The following is a 22,727-nucleotide window of genomic DNA, read 5'->3' as shown; positions in this document are numbered from 1 at the left end:
TTTTAGATTTGTTGATTTAAATTAAGAACGTCTCTCATATTATAATAGCCATTTTTCTTGTTTTTTAGAAAAATTGAGGCGTGTATAGCTCCGTTAGCATAACCATCTCTACTACTGGCTCTGTGTGTTATTTCTATACGTTCCCCAGTTCCACAGAAATATACAGAATGATCGCCCACTATATCGCCACCTCTTAAAACTGAGAATCCTATTGTACCTGGTTTGCGAGCTCCTATGTTTCCATGGCGGTTCCAAGTAGCTACTTCAGAAAGAGAAACATTCCATGCAGATGATATTGTTTCTCCCATTGTTATAGATGTTCCTGAAGGGCTGTCTATCTTATCTTTATGATGAGCTTCAAATATTTCCGCATCATAGCCATTATTTAACATTTTAGCTGCCATTTCTATTAGTTTGAATGTTACATTAACTCCTATGCTCATATTAGAAGAATGTACTATAGCTATGTTTTCAGAGGCTTTTTTAATAATAGATAATTCATCTGTATTAAAGCCAGTTGATCCTATTACAATATGGGTATTATGTTTTAGACAGAATTGTAAATGCTTCAATGTTCCTTCTGGTCTTGTAAAATCTATTAAACAGTCTGCCTTTTTTATTTCATCTAAATTGTCTGTCAATATGATTCCAGTTTTATATCCTAGGAAAGCACCAGCATCTTGTCCTATTAGGGCGCTGTCTGTTCTATCTAGGGCAGCAACTAACTCTATAGATTTGTTTTGAATAGATGCTTTGATTAAAGCCTGACCCATTTTTCCGCTAGATCCAGTTATAGCTATACGCATATTCACTCCTTAAATAATCGTTGTTAATTAATTTGTTTGTTGTTTTATTCTGTAGTTACATCTAACTTTTTTGTTATGTTTACAGTATATTCTTGTTGTTGGGGGAAATCATCGCCAGAAAAATTTATTAATTTCCCATCTTTAAAGCATAAAGTAAATATTTTTGTTTCTTGCCTGTTGTTATAATAATTAGAATAATGAATATATTCCCACTTATCAATGTTAGTGTTGTTATCTTTAACAGCAGGTGTTCCTAATATTTGTAAGGCTTGTTTTTTGCTCATTCCTATTTTCAACATTTTTTGTTGTTCAAGATTAATGCAATTTCCTTGATTTATTTCAGGAACATATGGAAAATTTATGTTTTTATAACAGCAACCATTAACTGTAAGAATAATTGTTACTAGTATAATGTTTTTTATATTATTGTATTTCATGTTTAGAAATTTACTATGTTTAATATAGGTGTAATAATTTATAAATTATGAAGATATTGTTTCATAATTTTGCGTTATGAAGCATTTCTTTTGCATGGTTAAGTGTTGTTGTTGTAATTTTAATTCCTCCTAACATTCTAGCTATTTCTTTTACTCTAAGAGAATGTGATAGAAACTCAATTTTTGATAAAGTTAATAGGTTATTTTGATATTTACTAACTAGGAAATGTGAATTTCCATATATTGCTACTTGTGGTAGATGAGTGATACATAGAACTTGATTATTATTACCTAATTGTTGTAATAATTTTCCTATTGTCTCTGCTGCAGCTCCGCTTACTCCATTGTCTACTTCGTCAAATATTAGAGTTGGTATATTAGAATTATGATTAGTAACTACAGATATTGCTAAGTATATACGTGACAATTCTCCTCCTGATGCTATTTTTGCAATTCCTTTAGAAGGAGATCCTTGGTGAGAAATTAAAAATTCAATATGGTCTTTTCCATGAGATGTATTATTAGAGTCGGTAATTTCTATATTAAATCTAGTATTTTCCATAGAAAGATTTTTCATTATTTTTGTAACTTCAGTGCCAAGGATATAGGCTTTTTGTTTTCTGGCAATGGATAGTTGGCATATAGTTTGTAAGTATTTTTCTCTTATTTCTTGTTCTTTTTGTTCTATTTCTTTTAAATTTGTAGATTTTTTTATTGTGCTTATTCTATTTAATATAGAATTATATATTTCGTTTAGTTCACAAGGCGATATTTTTAGTTTTTTAGAGAGATTTAGTATTTCTTTTAGTCTAGATTCAATTAAATTAATATTTTGAGAGTCAATTTCTATTTTGCTAAGATAATTATTTAATTCATAAATGCTTTCTTTTATGATTATTTGTGCTGAATTTAATTCATTATGTATGTTATTTAAATAAGGATCTTTTTCAATAATATTTTTTGTGTGCTGTGTTAAATTATTGAGTAATTTATATATTGATATTTTTTCTCCATCTAAATGGTTAAGTATCACATTACATGTATTAACTATAAATTCAATATTAGATAGTTTTGTATGTTCATGTTGAATTTTATTCCACTCATCTAATGAAAAATTAATTGCTTGAATTTCTTTTGCTTGGTTCTCCAATATATTTAATTCTTCTTGTAGTGTTTGGGATAGTTCTATAGTTCTTGTGAGTTCTTTTTTGATTAATTGCCATTCCTGCCAGTAATTTTTAGTTTCTTGTAGTAATTTATTAAGTTCTCCATAGTTATCCAGAAGATTTCGTTGAGATTCAGTGTTTAAAAGATCTTGATATGTATGTTGACCATAAATTTTTATTAACATTGATCCTAATTTTTTTAGGGTGGTAATAGTACAAGGAGTATCATTAATAAAAGTTTTACTTCGAAAGTTTTTATCTATAATTCGTTTTAATATGATTTCTGATTTTATATCGAAGTGATTTTCATGAAGCCAATTACAAGCTACTTTGTTGTTTTCAAATGTAGCTATTATTTCTATATTTGAATTTATATTTATTAAAGTATTTTTATTTATTCTATGTCCTAGCACTAAGGATAGCGCATCGATTAGAATTGATTTACCTGCTCCGGTTTCTCCGGAAAATACTGTAAAGCCATTAGAAAAATAAATTTCTGCTTCTTCTACAATAATAAAGTTTTTTATATGTAATTTACTTAACATGATGAGTTATTCAATCATTTCTGATGATATAGGCATAACGTTCCAATTTAGTTTTTGTCGTAATGTAGAGAAGAAGCTATACCCTTCTGGATGAATAAATTTAGCTTTATATTTTGATTTTTGTACTGTGATATAATCTCCCGGATATAGCTCAGATAAAGTTTGCATGTCAAAATGTACACTTGCGCCTATTTCTGTTCTACCTACTGTTATTAGTGTCATTTTTAGTATTCCATCGTAAGGAATTACTACAGGTCTATTGGAGAGTGTTTGAGGGGCAACTGCTACTAGCACCATAGCGCTTAATTCTGGATGTAATATTGGTCCGTTTGATGATAAAGCATAAGCTGTTGAGCCTGTTGGTGTGGCAATAATCAATCCATCAGCTCTTTGTGTGTACATAAATACATCATTTAGTTCAACTTTTACTTCTATCATTCCTCCTACGCCAGACCTATTTAGCACTACATCATTAAGTGCTGTATTTGAGTATATTTGTTTCCCTTTATGCCAAACTTTACCTTCAAGCAGAATTCTTTCTTCCGATATATAGGATCCATCCATTATGCTCATAATTGCTTTGAATGTTTCATCCATTGGTATAGATGTTATAAATCCTAATCTTCCATGGTTTATACCAAGTATAGGTACGCCATAAGGAGCTAGATGTCTTGCGGCACTTAATACTGTACCATCTCCTCCTGTTATGATAGCTAAATTAGCTTTTCTTCCTATGTCTTCTATGCTTGCGATGTTATTATATGCGCGCAATCCTGTATTGGATGCCGTTATAGATTCTATTAGGACTTCTCGTCCTGTTTCCTTGAGAACTTGAGCTATGGCTTTTAGTGGTGTGTCAAGTCCTGCATCTTGATATCTTCCAATGAGAGCAATAGTTGGAAAATTCATAAAAATCTCTTTTTTTAGTTAAAACATGAATTGGTAAGTAGATTTATAGCAAAATACATTTTTTATAAAATCGCATTTTATGCTTTTGTTTATATTGTAACAAATTATTTAGATATATACTTTTATACATTGAAAGAAGCATTAGTATATTATTACTCTTTATCTAATTTGGTTTTATATTATATTTAATTGTTGTAATGTTTACATTTTGGTGTTTTCTAATAATTTCTGGAGACTTGTCATACATATGGAAATCTATCCTAGAAAGATAAGTGATATTAGTAGTGATAATAATGCTACTGATACTCCTATAAGTTTATCGAGTGACTTTATAGGCGTATTGCTAATAAATTTAGGTACTCCTTCTTCTACAAAATTATTAGATATTAAAAAATACCTATCTGATTTTCTATCAGACAGGCGCGTAGTGGAATTACCTTCGTTTATTTGGAAGCCTATATTAAATTTATTTATTTTAAAAAGTAGACCTAAGAAACTTATAAGCTTATATAAAAAAATATGGATGGAAGAAGGATCTCCTATATTTGTTTATACTAATAAACAAGCTATTAAATTAGAAAAATCATTATTAAAAAATAAAATAAATGTTATGGTAAGAAGTTGCATGAGATATGGAAGTCCTTCTATAAAAGAAGTTTTAGATAATTTTATAGCTCTATCTTGTGAGAAAATTTTAATACTTCCTTTGTTTCCTCAATATTCTTCTAGTACTACTGGAAGTATTATTGAGTATACTACTTCTTATTTATCCAAAATGAGAAATATTCCTGAGTTTAGATTTGTTAAGAGGTTTAATCTTTTTAGTGGATATCTAGACTCATTAGTTAATAAAATTCACTCTCATTGGGATTTAAAAGGATTTCCTGATAAATTAATTGTTAGTTTTCATGGTTTGCCACAATACTCTGTCGATTTTGGTGATCCTTACTATCAAGATTGTATAGAAACATTTAATTTATTATCAGATAAATTAAATATTGAAAATAAGAATATACATTTAGGCTTTCAAAGTAAATTTGGTTATGCTAAATGGTTAGAGCCTTGCACGTCAGATTTAATAGAAGAATTTGGGAAAGAATCTTTAGGCAGATTGGACGTTGTTTGTCCTGGGTTTATTTCTGATTGTTTAGAGACTTTGGATGAGGTTGATAGTGGTTATCGTGATTTATTTCTTAAATCAGGTGGAAGAGAATTTCATTATATAGAATCTTTAAATGATGATGATGAATGGGTGAATGGACTAGAAAATATAATTAGAACCCATATATATAAGTGGTCTGATATTTAAATAAATAGTCTGATATTTAACAAATAATTTTGATATAGGTATTGATATGGATATACAAAATAATATTGAAGATAAGAATGATATAGAATTAACTGAGGTTGATAATGAGTCTCCATTGTCTGAAACAACTATTTCTTTAGAAGAAAAAATCACTTCCTTGTTAGGACAGATAGGAAAATTAGAAACTATTGTAAAAGATCAAAATGATAAGATTCTAAGAATTTCTGCTGAAATGGAGAACACAAGAAAAAGATCTCAAGAAGAAATATCTAAAGTACGTAAATTTGGAATAGAATCTTTTGCTGAAAGTCTTGTTCCTGTTAAGGATAGTTTAGAGGCTGCTCTCAATCAAGAGAATCAGACTGTAGAACATTTAACAGAAGGTCTTATTATGACTCTAAAGCAATTCGATTCAGTTTTTAAAAATAACATGCTTAAAGAAATAAATCCTAATTTAGGAGATAAGTTTGATCCATCTATGCATCAGGCAATTTCTTCTATAGAGTCTGATTATCCTTCTAATACTATTGCTGAATTACTTCAAAAAGGTTATGTGATTTATGAGCGAGTTTTGCGTCCAGCATTAGTTATTGTTTCTTCTTCAAACAAAACCAATGACAATTAGAAATATATTTTTTTATAAAATTGACCTTGAAAAATATTTTTTTATCCCTAAATAGTCTTCAGGAACAATTGGTTTATAACATTAATGATATTTATTTTAAGGTAAAGACGCCATGGGAAAAACTATTGGTATTGATCTTGGTACTACAAATAGCTGTGTTGCTATTATGGATGGTGCTCAAGTTAAAATAATAGAAAATTCAGAGGGTGCTCGTACTACTCCGTCTATAGTTGCTTATATGGAGGACGGAGAGGTTTTGGTTGGAACTCCTGCAAAAAGACAGGCAGTTACAAATTCTAAAAATACCATATATGCAAGCAAGCGTTTGATTGGTAGGAAATTTGACGAACAGGCTGTACAAAAAGATGTAGAGCTTATGCCATATTCTATTGTTAAAGCAGAGAATAATGATGCATGGATAGAGGTGCGTGGAAAAAGAATTGCTCCCCCACAAGTGTCTGCAGAAATTTTAAGAAAAATGAAAAAGACAGCAGAAGACTATTTGGGAGAAGAGGTTACTGATGCTGTGATCACAGTTCCAGCTTATTTTAATGACAGTCAGAGGCAGGCTACTAAAGATGCTGGTAGAATAGCAGGTTTAGAAGTTAAAAGAATTATAAATGAACCAACTGCAGCTGCTTTGGCTTTTGGTCTTGATAAATCCGAGAAAGGTGATAGGAAGATAGCTGTATATGATCTTGGAGGAGGCACATTTGATGTTTCTATAATTGAAATTGCAGAGATAGATGGGGAAAAACAATTTGAGGTTTTATCTACTAATGGAGATACTTTTCTTGGTGGAGAAGACTTTGATCAATGTATCATTGAATATATAATTCAAGAATTCAAAAAAGAACAAGGTCTTGATTTATCAAAAGATGTTCTATCTTTGCAACGTTTAAAAGAGGCAGCAGAGAAAGCAAAAATAGAATTATCTTCGTCGCAACAAACAGAAATAAATTTACCTTATATTACAGCTGATTCATCTGGGCCAAAACATTTAAATCTAAAAATATCTAGATCTAAATTGGAGTCCATGGTAGAAAGTTTGATATTGCGCACTATTGAGCCATGTAAGATTGCAATTAAAGATGCTGGTTTATCAGCATCAGATATTGATGATGTGATTTTAGTGGGTGGCATGACTCGTATGCCTAAAGTACAAGAAAAAGTTAAGGAGTTCTTTGGTAAAGACCCAAGAAAAGATATTAATCCAGATGAGGCTGTAGCTGCTGGTGCTGCTATACAAGGAGCCGTTCTATCAGGTGAACGTAAAGACGTTCTGCTTTTAGATGTAACTCCACTTTCTCTTGGTATTGAAACTCTTGGTGGTGTTATGACTAAGATGATTCAAAAGAATACTACTATTCCTACTAGGTTTTCTCAGGTATTTTCTACCGCAGATGATAATCAACCATCTGTTACAATAAAGGTGTATCAAGGAGAACGAGAAATAGCTGTTCATAATAAAGTTTTGGGAGAATTTAATTTAGAAGGTATTCCTGCTGCTCCACGTGGTATCCCTCAGATAGAGGTTACATTTGATATTGATGCCAATGGTATTTTGCATGTTTCAGCAAAAGATAAAGGCACAGGTAAAGAAAAGAAAATTACTATAAAAGCTAATTCTGGGTTATCGGAGCAAGAGATTCAGAATATGATTAAAGATGCAGAAGCTAATGCAGAAGAGGATCATCGTATTGCAGAGTTGGCTATATCTAGAAATCAAGCTGATAGTTTGATTCATATTACTCGTAAATCTTTATCTGAGCATGGTAGTAAATTGGATGTTGCTGATAAAGAAAATATTGAAAAAGCAATTGTTGATCTGGAAGAGGCATTAAAGGGGACTGATAAATTAGATATAGATGCTAAAGTTACAGCTCTTTCTGCTGCTTCTCAAAAGCTTGGTGAAAAGATTTATGCTGATACTAAGCCTACTGATGACTCATCTGGTAATGATAACTCTTCTGAAAAACAATCTGATGATAATGTTGTTGATGCTGAGTTCAAAGAAGTTAAAAAGGATTAGTATCTTTATTAAGCGAACCCATTCTAATTTATGGGTTCGCTGTTTTTAAATGATATTTTTTAATAAAGTAGTAATATGGCAAAACGTGATTTTTATGAAGTATTAGGTTTAAAAAAAAATGCTTCTGATGATGAAATAAAAAAAGCTTATCGTAAATTGGCTATGAAATATCATCCAGATAGAAATCCAGATGATAAGAAATCTGAAGATAAGTTTAAAGAAGCAAAAGAGGCTTATGAGGTTCTTGGGGATCCTCAGAAAAGATCTTCATATGATCGTTTTGGTCATGATTGGTCAAGCCAGCAAGGTTTTTCTTCATCTCAAGGTATGAATAGTGGTTTTGCAGATGCTTTTGGTGATATTTTTGGTGAGATATTTGGTGGCTCTGCTAGTGGTGGAGGTGATAGAAGTCGTTTTCGCGGGTCTGATCTGAAATATAATTTAGATATTACACTAGAGCAAGCGGCAAGTGGTTTTACGACTGATATTAATGTTCCTGGTTGGGACACTTGTAAAGAATGCAAAGGTAGCAAATCTAAACCTGGATCAAGTACCAAAAAATGCTCTACCTGCAATGGCAAAGGTTCTTTGAGAATTCAACAAGGTTTTTTTAGTATTCAACAAACATGTCATGTTTGTCATGGTAGTGGTGAAGAAATACCTAACCCTTGTGCTACATGTAATGGTGTAGGGAAGGTCAGTGTTAATAAAACCTTACAGGTAAGTATTCCGGTTGGCATTGATGACGGAATGAGAATTCGTTTAAATGGTAATGGAGAACCAGGTGTGAATGGAGGTCAGTCTGGTGATTTATATGTAGAGGTACATATAAAGAAACACAAAATCTTTCAAAGGGATTCAGATAACTTACATTGTGAATTAACCATTCCTTTTACAACAGCGGCTTTAGGTGGTTCGATACAGGTTCCTACTTTAAATGGCAAGGCTGAAATAGTAATTCCTGAGGGAACACAATCAGGTAAAACATTTAGGTTAAAAGGTAAAGGAATGCGTAGTATGAGAGGAGGTTATAATGGTGATTTATATTGTCATGTAACTGTTGAAACTCCAGTGAATCTTACTGAGCCTCAGAAAAATTTTCTTAGAGATTTTGAGAAAACTTTAAAAGATAGTGGAGATCGCCATTCCCCTAAAAGTAAGTCTTGGACTGACAGATTGAAAGAGTTTTTTAGTTCTTTTAATTAATAAGGAATCAATTATATTGGATTGGATGATTTTATTTTAAGAAGTTCCATATATTTTGAATTGTTTATTTCTGTTTTTGTTATTTGGCTTTCATATAGTACCGTTTCTAGGCATTCTATTATTTCATGGATTGCTTGATGTTCATTAGTTCTGCTTGCTAGTTTAATATAGACCAATTTAATTCCGTATGGTTGGTCTATATTAATTTGTTCAGCTACAGCTAAATGCATAGATAGATGAAGAAATGGGTTATGATTAAAATTTTTAAATTTGTAATTTATATTTGCTGATTCTTTGTTCTTTAATATTTCATGATATTCAGGATGTTTTATTATAGTTTTGACAGCTAAATTCTCTAGAGGTGAGATGATGCTAGAATTATTAAATTTCTCCCACGATTCAATAAAGAATAATCTTACTTGTTCTAGTGATGGATTAAACATAAAATTGTTTTTTAGTTTGATAATAACAAAATTTCACAGCACTTATTAGTTTTTATATTAAAATTAATGTTTATGATAAAAAACAAAATTGTATACTAAAGTCTAATTAAATAGCTTATTTTAAACAAATAGTTAAGTCATTTTGAATTTTACAGCTATTGTGGTAATTACCAAAACATTTTTGCAATTGTATCATTTTTATTCATAATAAATCTATTATAGTAAAAAATTAGATTTTCTACTCGTATGTTAATAGAATCTTCATCATAATATGTACAAATGTTTTTTTAAAATTTATAATAAATACAATTTAAAAGAGGAGCTGTATATATGAGTGATTCTGGTAATCAGAAACTTTCTGTTATGACTTTGACCGCTATGGTTGTAGGCTCTATGGTTGGTGCTGGTATATTTTCTTTACCTCAGCATTTTGGTCAAGTCACAGGACCATTCGGAGCTTTAATTGCTTGGTCTATATCTGGATTTGGAATGTTAATGTTAGCATTTGTATTTCAGAGTTTGTCATGTAGAAAACCTAATCTTGATTCTGGTGTTCATGCTTATGCTCAAGCTGGATTTGGAAATTATTTAGGTTTTTCTTCTGCTTTAGGATATTGGGCAGGAACATGTTTGGGTAATGTTACTTATTTAATAATAATAAATTCTACAATGGGAGCTATATTTCCGTCTTTAGGAGATGGAACTACATTATTAGCTGTATTATTGTCTTCGCTTGTTTTATGGGCTTTCCATTTTTTGATTCTTCGTGGTATTAAGGAAGCAGATTATATAAATAATATAGTTACTGTTTCTAAAATGATCCCAATATTAATTTTTATTGTTTTAGTTGCTTTTGGATTTAATTCAGATATATTTGCAAATAATTTTTGGGGTGGTGGCGAATTTAGTTGGAACAGTATATTTGAACAAGTTAGGGGTACAATGTTAGTAACAGTTTTTGTGTTTCTAGGAATAGAAGGAGCTAGTGTTTATTCTCGTTATGCGAAAAATAGAAAAGATGTTGGTGTAGCTACAATACTTGGTTTCCTGGGTGTTTTATTGATGTTGGTTTTAATAACAATTCTCTCTTATGGAATTATGGATCGTTCTGAATTAGCTATGCTAAGAAATCCATCAATGTCTGGTGTTTTACAAGCAGTTGTTGGAGACTGGGGTGCTGTTCTTATTGGGATAGGTCTTTTGATTGCAGTTCTAGGTGCTTACCTTTCTTGGTCTTTATTAGCAGCAGAAGTTTTATATACAGCTGCTGTTTCTGGAACAATGCCTAAATTTCTAAGTATTGAAAATAAGAACAAGGTCCCTGCTAGCGCCTTATGGATGACTAATATTACTATACAAATCTTTCTTATTGTTACTGTGTTAGCTAAAGAGGCCTTTACTTTAGCTAGAGAGTTGACTAGTTCTATGAATTTAATACCTTATTTATTGGTAGCGGCATATGGTCTGAAATTGGCTTGTACTGGTGAGTCATATTCCTCCAAAGAGAAGAAACAAAGAATTTTTGATTTATTTTGTGGTTTCTTAGCTACTATATTTGCCTCTTGGTTAATATATGCTGGAGGTCTTAAATATCTTCTTTTATCAGCTGTTTTATATGGTCCTGGAACAGTATTTTTTATAATGACTAGAAGAGAGCAGGATAACAATAGTATTTTCTCATTTTCAGAGTTAATCATATTCATAATTGCTATGATAGGTTGTTTTATAGCTGTGCAAAGTTTGTTATCTGGAGATATTATTATATAAATAATCCAGGTATAAAAGTGGAACTAGATAATTATGATGTTATTGATACGTAATTATCTAGTCCATGCTGACTTTCGAGAATACATTCATGACTATTACTCCCAGGACTATCATAGATATTCCTATTATAGCTGCTGTATCTAATTCTTGTCCAAAGTAGAAATATCCTATTATAGATACTAGAACTATACCAACTCCACACCATATTGCATAAGCTATTCCTACAGGTATATCTTGTAGAGTTAGTGATAAGAAATAAGTTGAAATGACATACAATGTGCATGTGAATAATGAAGGCCATAGTTTAGTAAAGCCAATTGAGTTTTTTAATGCTATTGTTGCTAATAGCTCAGTAATGATTGCAATTGATAGATATATAAATTTCATTTATAGTTTAAATTTTCGTCTTAATAAGATTATTACCGCCCCTGAGCCCCCATCTTTCTCAGTAGGTTCTGAAAAAGCTTGGACATTCTTAAGTTGTACTAACCATGATCTTACTTTTTTCTTTAGAATTGGTCCAATTTCATTGGGTGATCCGTAACCTTTCCCATGTATTATGATTACGCATCTCATATCAAGTTGGTAGCATTCTTGAATAAAGTCATTTAATGCTTTTCTTGCGCTGTCTACTCTTAATCCATGTAAATCTAGCTTTGCCTTTACTTGCCATTTGCCGTTTTTTAAATTTTTGGCAGTGTTTGGATCTGAATTTTTGTTAATATAAGACGTACCGTCTTCAGAGAGTAGTGTGGATACGTCCAATTCATCAGATATATAGTTTTCTATTATATCATAATTATTATTTTTTATTTGTTGTTTACAGTTTTTATTTCTTGTGGTTTTAATGTCTTTTTTTTTATTGTGGTAACTATTTTTAAAATCCTCAAATTTTGTAAAAATGAACTTATTCATTGTTTTCTAGCCATCTTTGAGCATCTAATGCAGCCATGCATCCTGTTCCAGCGCTTGTAATTGCCTGTTTGTATATTTTATCTTGAACATCTCCTGCGGCAAATATTCCTGGTATTGATGTCATTGTTTGGTAATTCTCATTTACTTTGTTGGTTAAGATGTAACCATCAGACATGGCAAGTTTGTTTTTAAAAATTGATGTGTTTGGGTCGTGTCCTATGGCTATGAATACTCCTTCGATATTTATTATTTCTTTTGTTTTTGATTTTATATTTATTATTTTTGCTGATGTAATGCTTTCATCATCTCCTAATATTTCCTCTAATTTGTAAAAAGTTTTTAATTCTATTAATCCCAAGTTTATTTTTTTTGTAAGTTTATCCATTAAAATTGGTTCTGCTTTAAATTTATCATGACGATGTATAAGTGTTACTTTTTTGCATAATCCAGATAAATATAAAGCATCTTCTACAGCTGTATTTCCTCCGCCAATGATTAATACATTTTTATTTTTATAAAATGGACCGTCGCATGTTGCACAATATGACACGCCAATTCCTGAATATTTTTCCTCAGATGGAATATTTAGTTTCTTTGCTGTTGCTCCAGTTGCTATAATTACTGTTTGGCAAATATAATCAATTCCACTTTCTGTTTTTACAATAAAAGGTCTTTTTGAAAAATCTACATCTATCATAATGTCAGAAATTACTTTAACATTAAACTTAATGGCGTGCTTTAAGAATAGATCCATAAGACTAGGACCATCAATTCCGTTTGACATTGTTGGCCAGTTTTCTACTTCTAGAGTATTCATTAATTGACCGCCTTTATCTAATCCTGTAATAATTAAAGGATTAAGATTTGCTCTAGCAGCATATATTGCCGCTGTATATCCTGCTGGTCCGGAACCTATTATTAAAACTTTAACATGTTTAGTTTTAGACATTGTTTTACCTATATAAGTTAAAATAACTAAATTATCATTTTCTGTATGTCTCAACAATATAAAATTTTTCAAAATATCTTAAAGTTCAGAAACAAACTGAAAAATATTTTTCAATCAATAAAGCTTTCTACTATATCTTGTGAAGCTATTTTTATTTTATTTATTCTTATTTCTATATGGGTAACAGTAAGTTTAGTTACTTGGAATTTTGATGATAGACTAAACTTTCAAGGGTATTCATTGGATGCTAAATTGCAAAACAAAGGTGGAGTGTTAGGTTTTTACATATCTGATTTTTTTATAACTTTTCTAGGATTTTCATCTTGGTGGTTCATTTTTTTAATGTTTTCTTGGGTGTTTGTTTTTTATAGATATTTAGATTCTAGATTAAATAATTATGATAGTAAAAATATTTCTATATGGAATTCTATTTATTTAGAAAGAATTATTGGTTTTATTTTTGTGTTGTTAGGATCATCAGGTATAGAGTCATTATACATAGGTTTTTTCTATCAATATCTCCCTATAAGGTTTTCTAACATCTGTTCATTAAATTGTTTGATTGGCAGTATGATGGTAGATTTTTTATATTTCTATCTTGGGTATATTGTTACTAATCTGATTTTTTTGGCAATGCTTTTTATAGGCGTTGGTTTATTCTTTTCTTTTTCTTGGCTATCTTTTTTTGAGTATTTTGGTTCATTGCTGAATAGATTATTTAGTTGTATGTTAAATTTTTGTAATTACATTAGACGTTTGGTTTTTAGTGTGATTAATTTTGTTGTTAGGGTTATTAAAAATTTGATTAATGGTTTCATAAAGAGCAAGGTTTTAGATAAAAAAGATAACACTTCAAATAGGACTTCTTTTATCAAGAAAGATTCTTCTTTCGATAAAAAAAAATTAATGAATATTTCTAATCGTAATAATGATGTTGATAATAATTCATATTCTAGCAGTGAGAATTTTTATTTAAATTCTGACAATGACTCAGATCTTAATGACAATGACTCAGATCTTAATGATGAGATAATAGACAATAAAGAAGATAATATTGGTTTCTATGATAAGAATAATAAAGAATCAATAGCACATGATAATCAAATTACTACTATTAATCCAGATTTGTCTTTGCTTGACCCTCCAAAAGAAAATCAATTTTATGTGACTCCAGAAATAATAGAGTCAACATCTAGATTAATAGAAAGAAAACTTTCTGATTTTGGTGTTGTCGTAAAGGTTGTTTTGGCTGAATCTGGCCCAGTTGTAACAAGATATGAAATAGAACCTGACATTGGTGTAAAGGGCAGTCAAATTGTTAACTTGGCTAGAGATCTAGCTCGTGCCCTTAGTGTTGCGAGTATTCGAGTTGTAGAGACAATTCCTGGTAAAAATCTTATGGGCTTGGAACTGCCAAATAAAAAACGTCAATCTGTTAACTTGTCTGAGATTTTAAATTCTGAAGTTTATCTTAATAGCAGTTCTGTGCTAACTATGGCTTTGGGTAAAGATATTGCAGGCAATCCAATTATTGCAGATTTAGCTAAGATGCCTCATTTGTTGGTGGCTGGAACTACTGGATCTGGTAAATCTGTTGGAATTAATGCAATGATTATATCACTGTTATATAAGTCTGATCCTTCTCAAATAAGGCTAATTTTAATAGATCCTAAGATGCTTGAGATGAGCATTTACGAAGGAATACCACATTTATTAACTAATGTGGTTACTGATATGAAAAAAGCTTCTAACGCACTTAGGTGGTGTGTAGGTGAAATGGAAAGGAGATATAAGATTATGAGCAAATTGGGTGTACGTAACTTGGCAGGTTATAATGAAAAAATAATAGAAGCATCTATATCTCATAATATGATTAAAAATCCATTTTCAATTAGTGATGATAATCCTGAGTTTCTACAGAGAATGCCAGCAATCGTTGTGGTTATTGATGAATTGGCTGATTTAATGATGGTGGTTGGAAAAAAGATAGAAGAATTAATAGCTCGTTTAGCACAAAAAGCTAGAGCTGCTGGCATTCATTTGATATTGGCGACACAACGTCCAAGTGTTGATGTTATTACTGGTTTAATTAAAGCAAATATTCCGACAAGAATTGCTTTTCAGGTATCATCAAAAATAGATTCTCGTACTATACTGGATCAATCTGGTGCGGAGAATTTATTAGGTCAAGGTGATATGTTATATTTACCTCCAGGAGTTGGTTTTCCTGTCAGGGTACATGGTGCTTTTGTTAGTGATGATGAGGTACATAGGGTTGTTGACCATTTTAAATCACAAGGTGAAGCAAATTATATTGAAGGTATATTGGATAGTGAATCTTCAGATAGTTCTGAAAATATAAATAGCATAACAGGGATTGAGACTCATGATGATGATCCAATGTATGATAAAGCATGTGAAATTGTTATAAAACATAAGAGGGCTTCTATTTCTTTAGTCCAGCGTCACTTGAGAATTGGTTATAATCGAGCAGCAAGATTGTTAGAGCAAATGGAAAAAGAAGGTATGGTTTCAAAAATGTCTTCTAATGGAAATCGTGAAATACTTATTGCTTTGAATAACGACGATGTTTAAGAAGATAAATTTATGGTTAGTTATATTTTTCTATTTTTTTAGTTTTCATGTTTTGTCTATAGATAATAATTCTTTAGTTATAGATTTATATAAGAATCATAAATGTATACATGGTGATTTTATACAAACTACTCAATATAATGATAATAGTGAGTTTATTCAAAAAGGTAAATTTTATATTAAAAGGCCTAATAAGATTAGGCTAGAGTTATTTTCTGGAAATGATCAGATTGTAGTTTATGATGGCGAATGTATTAATCAATACGATATTTCTTTGAATCAATTAATAATCAAAAGAATTGATGGTTGTTATTTTTCTTTTATTTTTCTTGATCATAATTTAAATAAGATATTGAAAGTTAACAAATATGAAGAACGGGATAATTGCGTCTTAGTGTCGGCTGATTTTTTAAATTTTGATATGGGTTTTAGAGAGATTAATTTAGTTCTCTTAGATACTTTTATTCATAGAATTTCAATGGTAGATGTTTTTGATAGAGTTATTTCAATAGATTTTTTAAATGTTGAGTTTGATGGTTTGTTATCAGATAGTTTTTTTGAGTTAATTCTTCCTGATGATGTAGAAATTATAAACATGTAGAGTGTTTTTATATTTTATATGGTGAATAATATGAGTGTTCCACTTGCAGAGCTTTTGCGGCCTAAAGAAATAAAGGATTTTGTTGGACAGGACCATTTGCTTAGCGATGGAAGGCCTTTAAGACTTGCTATAGAAAAGAATAAAATGCATTCAATGATTTTATGGGGACCTCCAGGAGTTGGAAAAACCACATTAGCTCGTCTGTTATCTGACTCATCTAGTTTTGAATTTGTATCTATGTCGGCTGTGTTAAGTGGAATAAAAGAGATAAGAGATATTATTTATAATGCTGAAAAATCAAAAAATAAAGGAATAGATACAGTATTATTTGTTGATGAAGTTCATCGTTTTAATAAGTCTCAACAAGATGTTTTTTTACCATATATAGAGGAAGGATTGTTTTATTTTGTAGGAGCTACCACGGAAAATCCTGCTTTTGAAATTAATTCAGCGTTGCTTTCAAGGCTTAAAGTATATGTTATGAAACCACTGAATTTTGATGATTTGCAAAAAATATTACTGAGGGCGTTAGATTTCCTGAATAAAGATTTATCGCCAAAGAGTATTAATTTAAGCCAAGATGTCTGTGTTAATTTAATAAGTTTTTCTGATGGGGATGGTAGAAAGTTAATCAATTATTTAGATATTTTATTTGAACATGCTCTTGCTTCTAATGTATATGAGATTGATCATAATTGGTTTGTAAATAATTTTTCAAAAGACTTAAATGTTTTTGATAAGCGAGGTGATGCTTTTTATGATCAAATGAGTGCTTTACATAAATCTATGAGAGGTTCAAATCCAGATGCTGCTTTATATTGGTTTCAACGAATGATTGATGGTGGTGTCGATCCATCTTATTTAATAAGAAGATTATTAAGATTTGCTACAGAGGATATAGGATTAGCAGATCCTCGTGCTATTGCTTTGAGTATGAGTTGTGCAGATACATACGAACGTTTGGGCTCTCCTGAGGGTGAGTTGGCATTGGCTAATGCTATTGTTTATATGTCTTGTGCGGCAAAGTCAAATTCTGTTTATAATGCTTATAAGTCATCAATGCAATATGTGAAAAAACATGGTAGTAATCCAGTTCCATTACACTTACGTAACGCATCGACAATGTTTGAAAAAAAATTAGGGTATGGGCGTGATTATAGATATGTTCACAATGAACCATTGGGGTATGTTCCTTTAGAACAATATTTTCCAGATGGATTAGATGCTGTTTTTTATAAACCTACTGAATTTGGGCTGGAGGCAAAAATAAAACAAAAGCTGGTTTTTTTGAAAAATTTAGATAAACAGGAAAAAAATAAAAGTTAATTTTTATTTATTTATTCACTTATAACTTATTTATTATTAAAGCAATGTTAGATATTGGTTTTTTACGTAGTGATCCACAAAAAGTAGCAAAAAGTTTACTTTCTCGTGGTTTTGATTTTAATGTAAATGAATTTGAAAGAGTTGAGTTCAATCGAAAAAAAATTCAACAAGAAACAGAGTCTTTACAAGCTAGACGTAATGTTTTAGCTAAGCAAATAGGTTTTTTGAAATCGCAAAATTTAGATGCAGATGAATTGATTTTGGAGTCTCAGTCTATTCCTGGTCAACTCAAAGATCTAGAAAAGGAACTCTCTAATTATCAAATTCTGATAAATGATATTTTATTGTCTTTGCCAAATTTACCTCATTCTACTGTTCCTTTGGGTCTTACTGATAAGGAAAATATAGAAATTAGGCGTTGGTACCCAGAGAATGTTTTTCCTGAAAATAAATTTACTAAAAAGGATTTTGATTATAAAGATCATATTTCTTTGGGGGAAAGATTGGGCCTAGATCTTACTACTGGTGTTAAGATGTCAGGTTCTAGATTTTCATTTATGAGAGGGAAGGTAGCTAGATTACATAGAGCTTTATCTCAATTTATGTTGGATTTACATGTAACTCAACATGGTTACACTGAGTGTTATACTCCTTATATAGTAAATAGTTCTACTTTAATTGGAACTGGACAATTGCCAAAATTTAAGGAAGATATGTTTTCTGTAAGAAAATATACTAATCATTGTAATCAAGATTCTTCCATTGTTGGAGATGATTATGAGGATCAGTATTTGATTTCTACATCAGAAATTACTTTAATTGGAAGTGTTTCAGATAGTATAGTGTCATTAGAGGAATTGCCAATTAAGTTAACAGCTCATACTCCATGTTTTAGATCTGAGGCTGGTAGTGGAGGTAGAGATATTAAAGGTATTATAAGACAGCATCAGTTTGATAAAGTTGAATTGGTTCAAATAGTGGAACCTAAGCGTTCTTATGATGTTCTTGAGGATGTTTTATCTCACGCTGAAAGGGTTTTGCAATTATTGGAGTTGCCTTATAGAGTTGTTTTATTATCCTCTGGAGATATGGGTTTTTGTGCAGCGAAAACTTATGATTTAGAAGTTTGGTTGCCATCTCAACAGAATTGGCGAGAAATATCATCAGTATCCAATTGTGAGTCTTTTCAAGCTAGAAGGATGAAGGCTCGTTTTCGTAATTCTAATGGTTCTGTAGAATATTTGCATACAATTAATGGTTCTGGTTTGGCTGTTGGAAGATCTCTAGTTGCTGTTTTGGAGAATTATCAGAATTCTGATGGAAGCATTACTGTGCCAGTTGTTTTGCGTGCCTATATGGGTGGTGAAAGTATACTAACACCATAGTAATATTGTTATATTTTTGGCGGAGAGAGTGGGATTCGAACCCACGGTACAACAAAATCGTACTCCTGATTTCGAGTCAGGTACATTAGGCCTCTCTGTCATCTCTCCGTAAGATGAGTATTTTAGGTTAAATAATAAACTTATATCTTAAATTATATAATACACCTAATTGTTATGTTTGATATCTATAAAATATAATTTTATAGTTTTTTATAACTGTTTTATAAGTTATGGAATTTACACAATATGTTGTTTTTATTATCCCCATCAAAAAAAATTGTTTCAAAAAAACAGATAAATGTTAACTCAACCATGCCTTTCTTCTTAGATAAATCATTGGTTTTAATAAAAGAAATGCAGAAAAAAAGTATAAGAGAGATATCTCATCTTATGAAGATAAGCAATAATTTAGCAGAGTTAAATTATGTTCGTTATAGAGATTGGGATATTAAAAACAATAATTATTTAACAGAAGCTTTTTTCTCGTTTAATGGCAGTGTTTATAATTGTTTAGATGTTGACTCATTAGAGCTTGAAGATTTGGAATGGGCACAAAAACATTTTTTTATCCTAAGTGGTTTATATGGCATATTAAGACCTTTAGATTTGATAAGTCCTTATAGATTGGAAATGGGCGTTGGAATTGAAGTTAACTCTGACAGAAATTTATATGATTTCTGGCGTAATGATATTGTTAATTATTTAAACTCTTATAAAAAGGAAAATACTTTTTGTTCGATAGTAAACCTAGCTTCAAATGAGTATTTTAAGGTTATAGATAGTAAGTTATTGCAATTTAATGTTATACATTGTGCTTTTGAGAATTTGGTCAAAGAGAAATGGAAAATTATTGGAGTTAATGCTAAACGAGCTCGTGGTTTTATGTCTAGATATGTTATACAAAACAAAATAGACAATATAGATATGTTAAAGAAATTTAATTTAGATGGCTATATTTTTGATGACTCGGTATCAACGGATAATAATTTAGTTTTCAGGAATTTTAGTAAAAAGACAAATTAGTTATTGTTTTTTTTAAATTTATAATACTTATTTTTAATAAGTAGTTTATAATGAAAGGCATGATAAACGTAGTAAAGAGTGAAATTTCTCATAGCATGCTTTTTATCTTAATTGAACATGTTAATTTTTAGATTTTATGACTACAATTGTATCATCTACATGAGGTAATATAATGGTTGCTTTTGGCCACACCAAAAGTGTGAGTTGCCAAGGCTTTCGTTTCGATCTTATTCGTCTTTTTGGCGTTTGTTCTGTGCTCATGGTGAAAGAGGATTTTGTTTTTCATAGTGATATTGTGGATTAACTCTTTGAGTTTAAAAGCATTATCATTTTGAGTTAAAACTATTCTGATTCTGCTATATTTAAATTTATTGCGATCATGAGAAAAAGGGCTTGAATTGAAAGGAAAAAAATAATGGAAATGAATGGTGCAGATATACTTGTTCATTGTTTAGCTGAACAAGGAGTGGAACATGTTTTTGGTTACCCAGGTGGTGCTGTTTTATATATATATGATGCAATTTTTAAACAAGATAAATTTGAACATATCCTTGTTAGACATGAACAGGCAGCTGTTCATGCTGCTGATGCATATTCTAGATCCTCAAAGAAAATTGGTGTTTGTATAGTAACTAGTGGGCCAGGTGCTACAAATGCTGTTACTGGTATAGCAACTGCTTATATGGATTCTATTCCAATGGTCATAATAAGTGGACAAGTTTCCACTGAGGCAATTGGCGAGGATGCATTTCAAGAATGTGATACCATTGGAATAACGCGTCCTTGTGTGAAACATAACTTTTTAGTTCGAGATGTAAAAAATTTAGCTGAAACAGTAAGAAAAGCTTTTTATATAGCTCAAACAGGTCGTCCTGGTCCAGTATTGATTGATATTCCTAAAAATGTTTCTGCTGCTAAGCACAAGTATTCTCCAGCTAAAAGCGAAGTTGTAATGAGATCTTACTCCCCTGTTGTTAAGGGTCATCAAGGTCAAATAAAAAAAGCAGCTCAGATGTTGTTAGCTGCTGAGCGTCCTATAATTTATACTGGAGGGGGGATAGTTTTATCTAATTCTTCAGATAAACTTAGGGATCTTTTGCGATCTATAGGTGCTCCTTGTGTAAATACACTGATGGGATTGGGTTCTGTCGCTTTTGATGATCAACAGTATCTTGGTATGCCAGGAATGCATGGGACATATGAAGCTAATTTTGCTATGCATCACTGTGATGTAATGTTAGCTATTGGCACCCGTTTTGATGATAGGGTTATAGGTAATATAAAGCATTTTTCTCAGAATGCTAGAAAGATAATTCATATAGATATAGATCCTTCCTCAATTTCTAAACGTGTAAGAGTTGATGTTCCTATTGTTGGTGATGTTAATGATTCTTTAGTTGATTTAATGGACAATATAGAACAGTTGAAGTTAAGTGGTGTGAAACAAGCTTCATTGAAAAAATGGTGGGATCAAATTGGTATTTGGAAAGAAAAAAATTGTAAAAGATATCTGAATTCTGAAGAGGTCATAAAACCACAATATGTTATAGAGTCTTTGTGGAAGATAACTAATGGTAATGCTTTTATAACTTCAGATGTTGGGCAGCATCAAATGTGGACAGCACAATACTATGGTTTTAGTGAGCCAAGAAGATGGATTAATTCTGGGGGTCTTGGAACTATGGGTGTTGGTTTGCCATATGCCATGGGTGTTCAAAAAGCTAACCCTAAAGCAGATATTGCTGTTGTTACAGGAGAAGCATCAATTCAGATGAATATTCAAGAATTATCGACTTGTTTTCAATATAATTTAACACCAAAAATCATTTGTTTGAATAATCGTTTTCTTGGTATGGTTCGTCAATGGCAGCAAATTGATTATGGATCAAGGTATTCTCAATCTTATATGGAATCTTTGCCAGATTTTGTTAAATTGTCTGAGTCTTATGGCCATGTTGGTATTCGTATAGAAAAACCATCTGATGTGGAACCAGCTCTTAAAGAAGCTTTTTCTAAACATAAAAATCGTTTGGTATTTATGGATTTTATTACTGATCGTACTGAGAATGTTTGGCCAATGGTAAAAGCTGGTCGTGGTTTAACTGAAATGTTACTTGGTTCTGAGGACTTATAGGATCATCGCTATGAAACATGTGATTTCTGTCTTGATGGAAAATGAGCCAGGTGCTCTTTCCAGAGTGGTTGGACTATTTTCTGCTCGTGGATATAATATTGAGTCATTGACAGTAGCTCCTACAGAAGATCCTACTTTGTCTAGACTTACTGTAGTTACTATTGGCTCTGATGATATTGTAGAGCAGATAACGAAACACTTAAATAGATTAATAGATGTTGTAAAATTAGTAAATTTTGATGATGGGGCTCATATTGAAAGAGAGCTTTTGTTGATTAAAGTTAGAGCTACAGGTAAGGAACGTGAAGAAATAAAACGTATGGCAGATATTTTTCGTGGTCATATTATTGATGTTACCTATAAATCGTATACAATTGAATTAACTGGGACTCAATGTAAAATACAAGCCTTTATAGATGGGTTGGACCGTAGTTCCATTTTAGAAACTGTACGTACTGGTGTTTCTGGTATAGGTAGAGGCGAAAGAATATTAAAAGTTTAATTATTGTTATATTGTTTTATGTTTTTTGCCTTTGTAGTCTTCTAATTTTTAT

20 protein-coding genes and 1 tRNA gene are annotated in these 22,727 nt (G+C 31.0%); 12 read left to right on the top strand and 9 right to left on the bottom strand.

Going from position 1 to position 22,727, the window contains the following annotated elements:
* Window positions 1-2 precede the first annotated feature (2 nt).
* The 4 genes from dapB to CDSE_RS02775 all read right to left on the bottom strand — a co-directional run bounded on the left by dapB (window position 3) and on the right by CDSE_RS02775 (window position 3,863).
* Entirely contained in the window at window positions 3-806 is an 804-nt protein-coding gene (dapB, locus tag CDSE_RS02790) for a 4-hydroxy-tetrahydrodipicolinate reductase (protein WP_015396491.1), read from the bottom strand.
* Between the two features lie 44 nt (window positions 807-850).
* Window positions 851-1,243 (bottom strand): outer membrane protein assembly factor BamE, encoded by a 393-nt coding sequence (locus CDSE_RS02785; RefSeq protein ID WP_015396490.1) that lies wholly within the window; start codon window positions 1,241-1,243, stop codon window positions 851-853.
* A 61-nt stretch (window positions 1,244-1,304) separates the two neighbouring features.
* Entirely contained in the window at window positions 1,305-2,954 is a 1,650-nt protein-coding gene (recN, locus tag CDSE_RS02780) for a DNA repair protein RecN (protein ID WP_015396489.1), read from the bottom strand.
* A 6-nt stretch (window positions 2,955-2,960) separates the two neighbouring features.
* Window positions 2,961-3,863 (bottom strand): NAD kinase, encoded by a 903-nt coding sequence (locus CDSE_RS02775; protein WP_015396488.1) that lies wholly within the window; start codon window positions 3,861-3,863, stop codon window positions 2,961-2,963.
* A 247-nt stretch (window positions 3,864-4,110) separates the two neighbouring features.
* On the opposite strand from CDSE_RS02775, the gene hemH reads away from it, so the two are divergent.
* From hemH to dnaJ, 4 genes are all read left to right on the top strand, one after another.
* A complete protein-coding gene (gene hemH / locus CDSE_RS02770) occupies window positions 4,111-5,172 on the top strand; it encodes a ferrochelatase (protein WP_015396487.1) in 1,062 nt (353 codons plus the stop codon).
* Window positions 5,173-5,218: 46 nt separating this feature from the next.
* Window positions 5,219-5,797, top strand: a complete 579-nt coding sequence (grpE, locus tag CDSE_RS02765; protein WP_015396486.1) for a nucleotide exchange factor GrpE — start codon at window positions 5,219-5,221, stop codon at window positions 5,795-5,797.
* 112 nt (window positions 5,798-5,909) lie between these two features.
* Entirely contained in the window at window positions 5,910-7,829 is a 1,920-nt protein-coding gene (gene dnaK / locus CDSE_RS02760) for a molecular chaperone DnaK (RefSeq protein ID WP_015396485.1), read from the top strand.
* 75 nt (window positions 7,830-7,904) lie between these two features.
* On the top strand, window positions 7,905-9,035 hold the full coding sequence (gene dnaJ / locus CDSE_RS02755) for a molecular chaperone DnaJ (RefSeq protein ID WP_015396484.1): 1,131 nt from the start codon (window positions 7,905-7,907) through the stop codon (window positions 9,033-9,035).
* 11 nt (window positions 9,036-9,046) lie between these two features.
* Here dnaJ and CDSE_RS02750 read toward each other — a convergent pair whose 3' ends face one another.
* A complete protein-coding gene (locus CDSE_RS02750; protein ID WP_015396483.1) occupies window positions 9,047-9,478 on the bottom strand; it encodes a DUF1841 family protein in 432 nt (143 codons plus the stop codon).
* Window positions 9,479-9,808: 330 nt separating this feature from the next.
* On the opposite strand from CDSE_RS02750, the gene CDSE_RS02745 reads away from it, so the two are divergent.
* On the top strand, window positions 9,809-11,245 hold the full coding sequence (locus CDSE_RS02745) for a basic amino acid/polyamine antiporter (RefSeq protein WP_015396482.1): 1,437 nt from the start codon (window positions 9,809-9,811) through the stop codon (window positions 11,243-11,245).
* A 57-nt stretch (window positions 11,246-11,302) separates the two neighbouring features.
* On the opposite strand, the gene CDSE_RS02740 is transcribed toward CDSE_RS02745, so the two are convergent.
* The 3 genes from CDSE_RS02740 to trxB are packed head-to-tail and all read right to left on the bottom strand — an operon-like array spanning window position 11,303 to window position 13,109.
* Window positions 11,303-11,632, bottom strand: a complete 330-nt coding sequence (locus tag CDSE_RS02740; RefSeq protein WP_015396481.1) for a DMT family transporter — start codon at window positions 11,630-11,632, stop codon at window positions 11,303-11,305.
* Window positions 11,633-12,160: a Smr/MutS family protein gene (locus tag CDSE_RS02735; RefSeq protein ID WP_015396480.1), complete on the bottom strand. Its 528-nt coding sequence runs from the start codon at window positions 12,158-12,160 to the stop codon at window positions 11,633-11,635.
* Window positions 12,153-13,109, bottom strand: coding sequence for a thioredoxin-disulfide reductase (trxB, locus tag CDSE_RS02730; RefSeq protein WP_015396479.1), 957 nt, complete (start codon window positions 13,107-13,109; stop codon window positions 12,153-12,155). Before trxB ends, CDSE_RS02735 begins: the two co-directional genes overlap by 8 nt.
* 45 nt (window positions 13,110-13,154) lie before the next feature.
* Between trxB and CDSE_RS02725 the strand changes: the two genes are divergently transcribed.
* From CDSE_RS02725 to serS, 4 genes are read left to right on the top strand one after another with little or no spacing between them, the layout of a single operon-like run.
* Window positions 13,155-15,704: a DNA translocase FtsK gene (locus CDSE_RS02725; protein ID WP_015396478.1), complete on the top strand. Its 2,550-nt coding sequence runs from the start codon at window positions 13,155-13,157 to the stop codon at window positions 15,702-15,704.
* A complete protein-coding gene (locus CDSE_RS02720) occupies window positions 15,697-16,305 on the top strand; it encodes a LolA family protein (protein ID WP_041186223.1) in 609 nt (202 codons plus the stop codon). The genes CDSE_RS02725 and CDSE_RS02720 overlap by 8 nt, the downstream gene beginning before the upstream one ends.
* A 30-nt stretch (window positions 16,306-16,335) precedes the next feature.
* Entirely contained in the window at window positions 16,336-17,631 is a 1,296-nt protein-coding gene (locus CDSE_RS02715; protein WP_235043904.1) for a replication-associated recombination protein A, read from the top strand.
* Between the two features lie 44 nt (window positions 17,632-17,675).
* Window positions 17,676-19,016, top strand: a complete 1,341-nt coding sequence (serS, locus tag CDSE_RS02710; protein WP_015396475.1) for a serine--tRNA ligase — start codon at window positions 17,676-17,678, stop codon at window positions 19,014-19,016.
* Window positions 19,017-19,033: 17 nt separating this feature from the next.
* Here serS and CDSE_RS02705 read toward each other — a convergent pair.
* Window positions 19,034-19,124 (bottom strand) — tRNA-Ser (locus tag CDSE_RS02705).
* A gap of 138 nt (window positions 19,125-19,262) precedes the next feature.
* Between CDSE_RS02705 and yaaA the strand changes: the two genes are divergently transcribed.
* From yaaA to ilvN, 3 genes are all read left to right on the top strand, one after another.
* Entirely contained in the window at window positions 19,263-20,039 is a 777-nt protein-coding gene (gene yaaA, locus CDSE_RS02700; protein WP_015396474.1) for a peroxide stress protein YaaA, read from the top strand.
* Window positions 20,040-20,454: 415 nt separating this feature from the next.
* Window positions 20,455-22,173 (top strand): biosynthetic-type acetolactate synthase large subunit, encoded by a 1,719-nt coding sequence (ilvB, locus tag CDSE_RS02695; protein ID WP_015396473.1) that lies wholly within the window; start codon window positions 20,455-20,457, stop codon window positions 22,171-22,173.
* A gap of 10 nt (window positions 22,174-22,183) precedes the next feature.
* A complete protein-coding gene (gene ilvN, locus CDSE_RS02690) occupies window positions 22,184-22,675 on the top strand; it encodes an acetolactate synthase small subunit (protein WP_015396472.1) in 492 nt (163 codons plus the stop codon).
* The last annotated feature ends 52 nt before the right edge of the window (window positions 22,676-22,727 follow it).

The sequence above is a fragment of the Candidatus Kinetoplastibacterium desouzaii TCC079E genome, assembly GCF_000340795.1.
In the GTDB taxonomy this organism is placed as follows: Bacteria; Pseudomonadota; Gammaproteobacteria; order Burkholderiales; family Burkholderiaceae_B; genus Kinetoplastidibacterium; species Kinetoplastidibacterium desouzai.
This window is presented reverse-complemented; position numbering and strand designations above follow the sequence as displayed.

What these genes read in the sequence shown, in the direction of transcription:
- dapB (WP_015396491.1), bottom strand. Translation starts at nt 806, where the DNA reads ATGCGTATAGCTATAACTGGATCTAGCGGAAAAATGGGTCAGGCTTTA.
- CDSE_RS02785 (WP_015396490.1), bottom strand. Translation starts at nt 1,243, where the DNA reads ATGAAATACAATAATATAAAAAACATTATACTAGTAACAATTATTCTT.
- recN (WP_015396489.1), bottom strand. Translation starts at nt 2,954, where the DNA reads ATGTTAAGTAAATTACATATAAAAAACTTTATTATTGTAGAAGAAGCA.
- CDSE_RS02775 (WP_015396488.1), bottom strand. Translation starts at nt 3,863, where the DNA reads ATGAATTTTCCAACTATTGCTCTCATTGGAAGATATCAAGATGCAGGA.
- hemH (WP_015396487.1), top strand. Translation starts at nt 4,111, where the DNA reads ATGGAAATCTATCCTAGAAAGATAAGTGATATTAGTAGTGATAATAAT.
- grpE (WP_015396486.1), top strand. Translation starts at nt 5,219, where the DNA reads ATGGATATACAAAATAATATTGAAGATAAGAATGATATAGAATTAACT.
- dnaK (WP_015396485.1), top strand. Translation starts at nt 5,910, where the DNA reads ATGGGAAAAACTATTGGTATTGATCTTGGTACTACAAATAGCTGTGTT.
- dnaJ (WP_015396484.1), top strand. Translation starts at nt 7,905, where the DNA reads ATGGCAAAACGTGATTTTTATGAAGTATTAGGTTTAAAAAAAAATGCT.
- CDSE_RS02750 (WP_015396483.1), bottom strand. Translation starts at nt 9,478, where the DNA reads ATGTTTAATCCATCACTAGAACAAGTAAGATTATTCTTTATTGAATCG.
- CDSE_RS02745 (WP_015396482.1), top strand. Translation starts at nt 9,809, where the DNA reads ATGAGTGATTCTGGTAATCAGAAACTTTCTGTTATGACTTTGACCGCT.
- CDSE_RS02740 (WP_015396481.1), bottom strand. Translation starts at nt 11,632, where the DNA reads ATGAAATTTATATATCTATCAATTGCAATCATTACTGAGCTATTAGCA.
- CDSE_RS02735 (WP_015396480.1), bottom strand. Translation starts at nt 12,160, where the DNA reads ATGAATAAGTTCATTTTTACAAAATTTGAGGATTTTAAAAATAGTTAC.
- trxB (WP_015396479.1), bottom strand. Translation starts at nt 13,109, where the DNA reads ATGTCTAAAACTAAACATGTTAAAGTTTTAATAATAGGTTCCGGACCA.
- CDSE_RS02725 (WP_015396478.1), top strand. Translation starts at nt 13,155, where the DNA reads ATGTCTCAACAATATAAAATTTTTCAAAATATCTTAAAGTTCAGAAAC.
- CDSE_RS02720 (WP_041186223.1), top strand. Translation starts at nt 15,697, where the DNA reads ATGTTTAAGAAGATAAATTTATGGTTAGTTATATTTTTCTATTTTTTT.
- CDSE_RS02715 (WP_235043904.1), top strand. Translation starts at nt 16,336, where the DNA reads ATGAGTGTTCCACTTGCAGAGCTTTTGCGGCCTAAAGAAATAAAGGAT.
- serS (WP_015396475.1), top strand. Translation starts at nt 17,676, where the DNA reads ATGTTAGATATTGGTTTTTTACGTAGTGATCCACAAAAAGTAGCAAAA.
- yaaA (WP_015396474.1), top strand. Translation starts at nt 19,263, where the DNA reads ATGTTGTTTTTATTATCCCCATCAAAAAAAATTGTTTCAAAAAAACAG.
- ilvB (WP_015396473.1), top strand. Translation starts at nt 20,455, where the DNA reads ATGGAAATGAATGGTGCAGATATACTTGTTCATTGTTTAGCTGAACAA.
- ilvN (WP_015396472.1), top strand. Translation starts at nt 22,184, where the DNA reads ATGAAACATGTGATTTCTGTCTTGATGGAAAATGAGCCAGGTGCTCTT.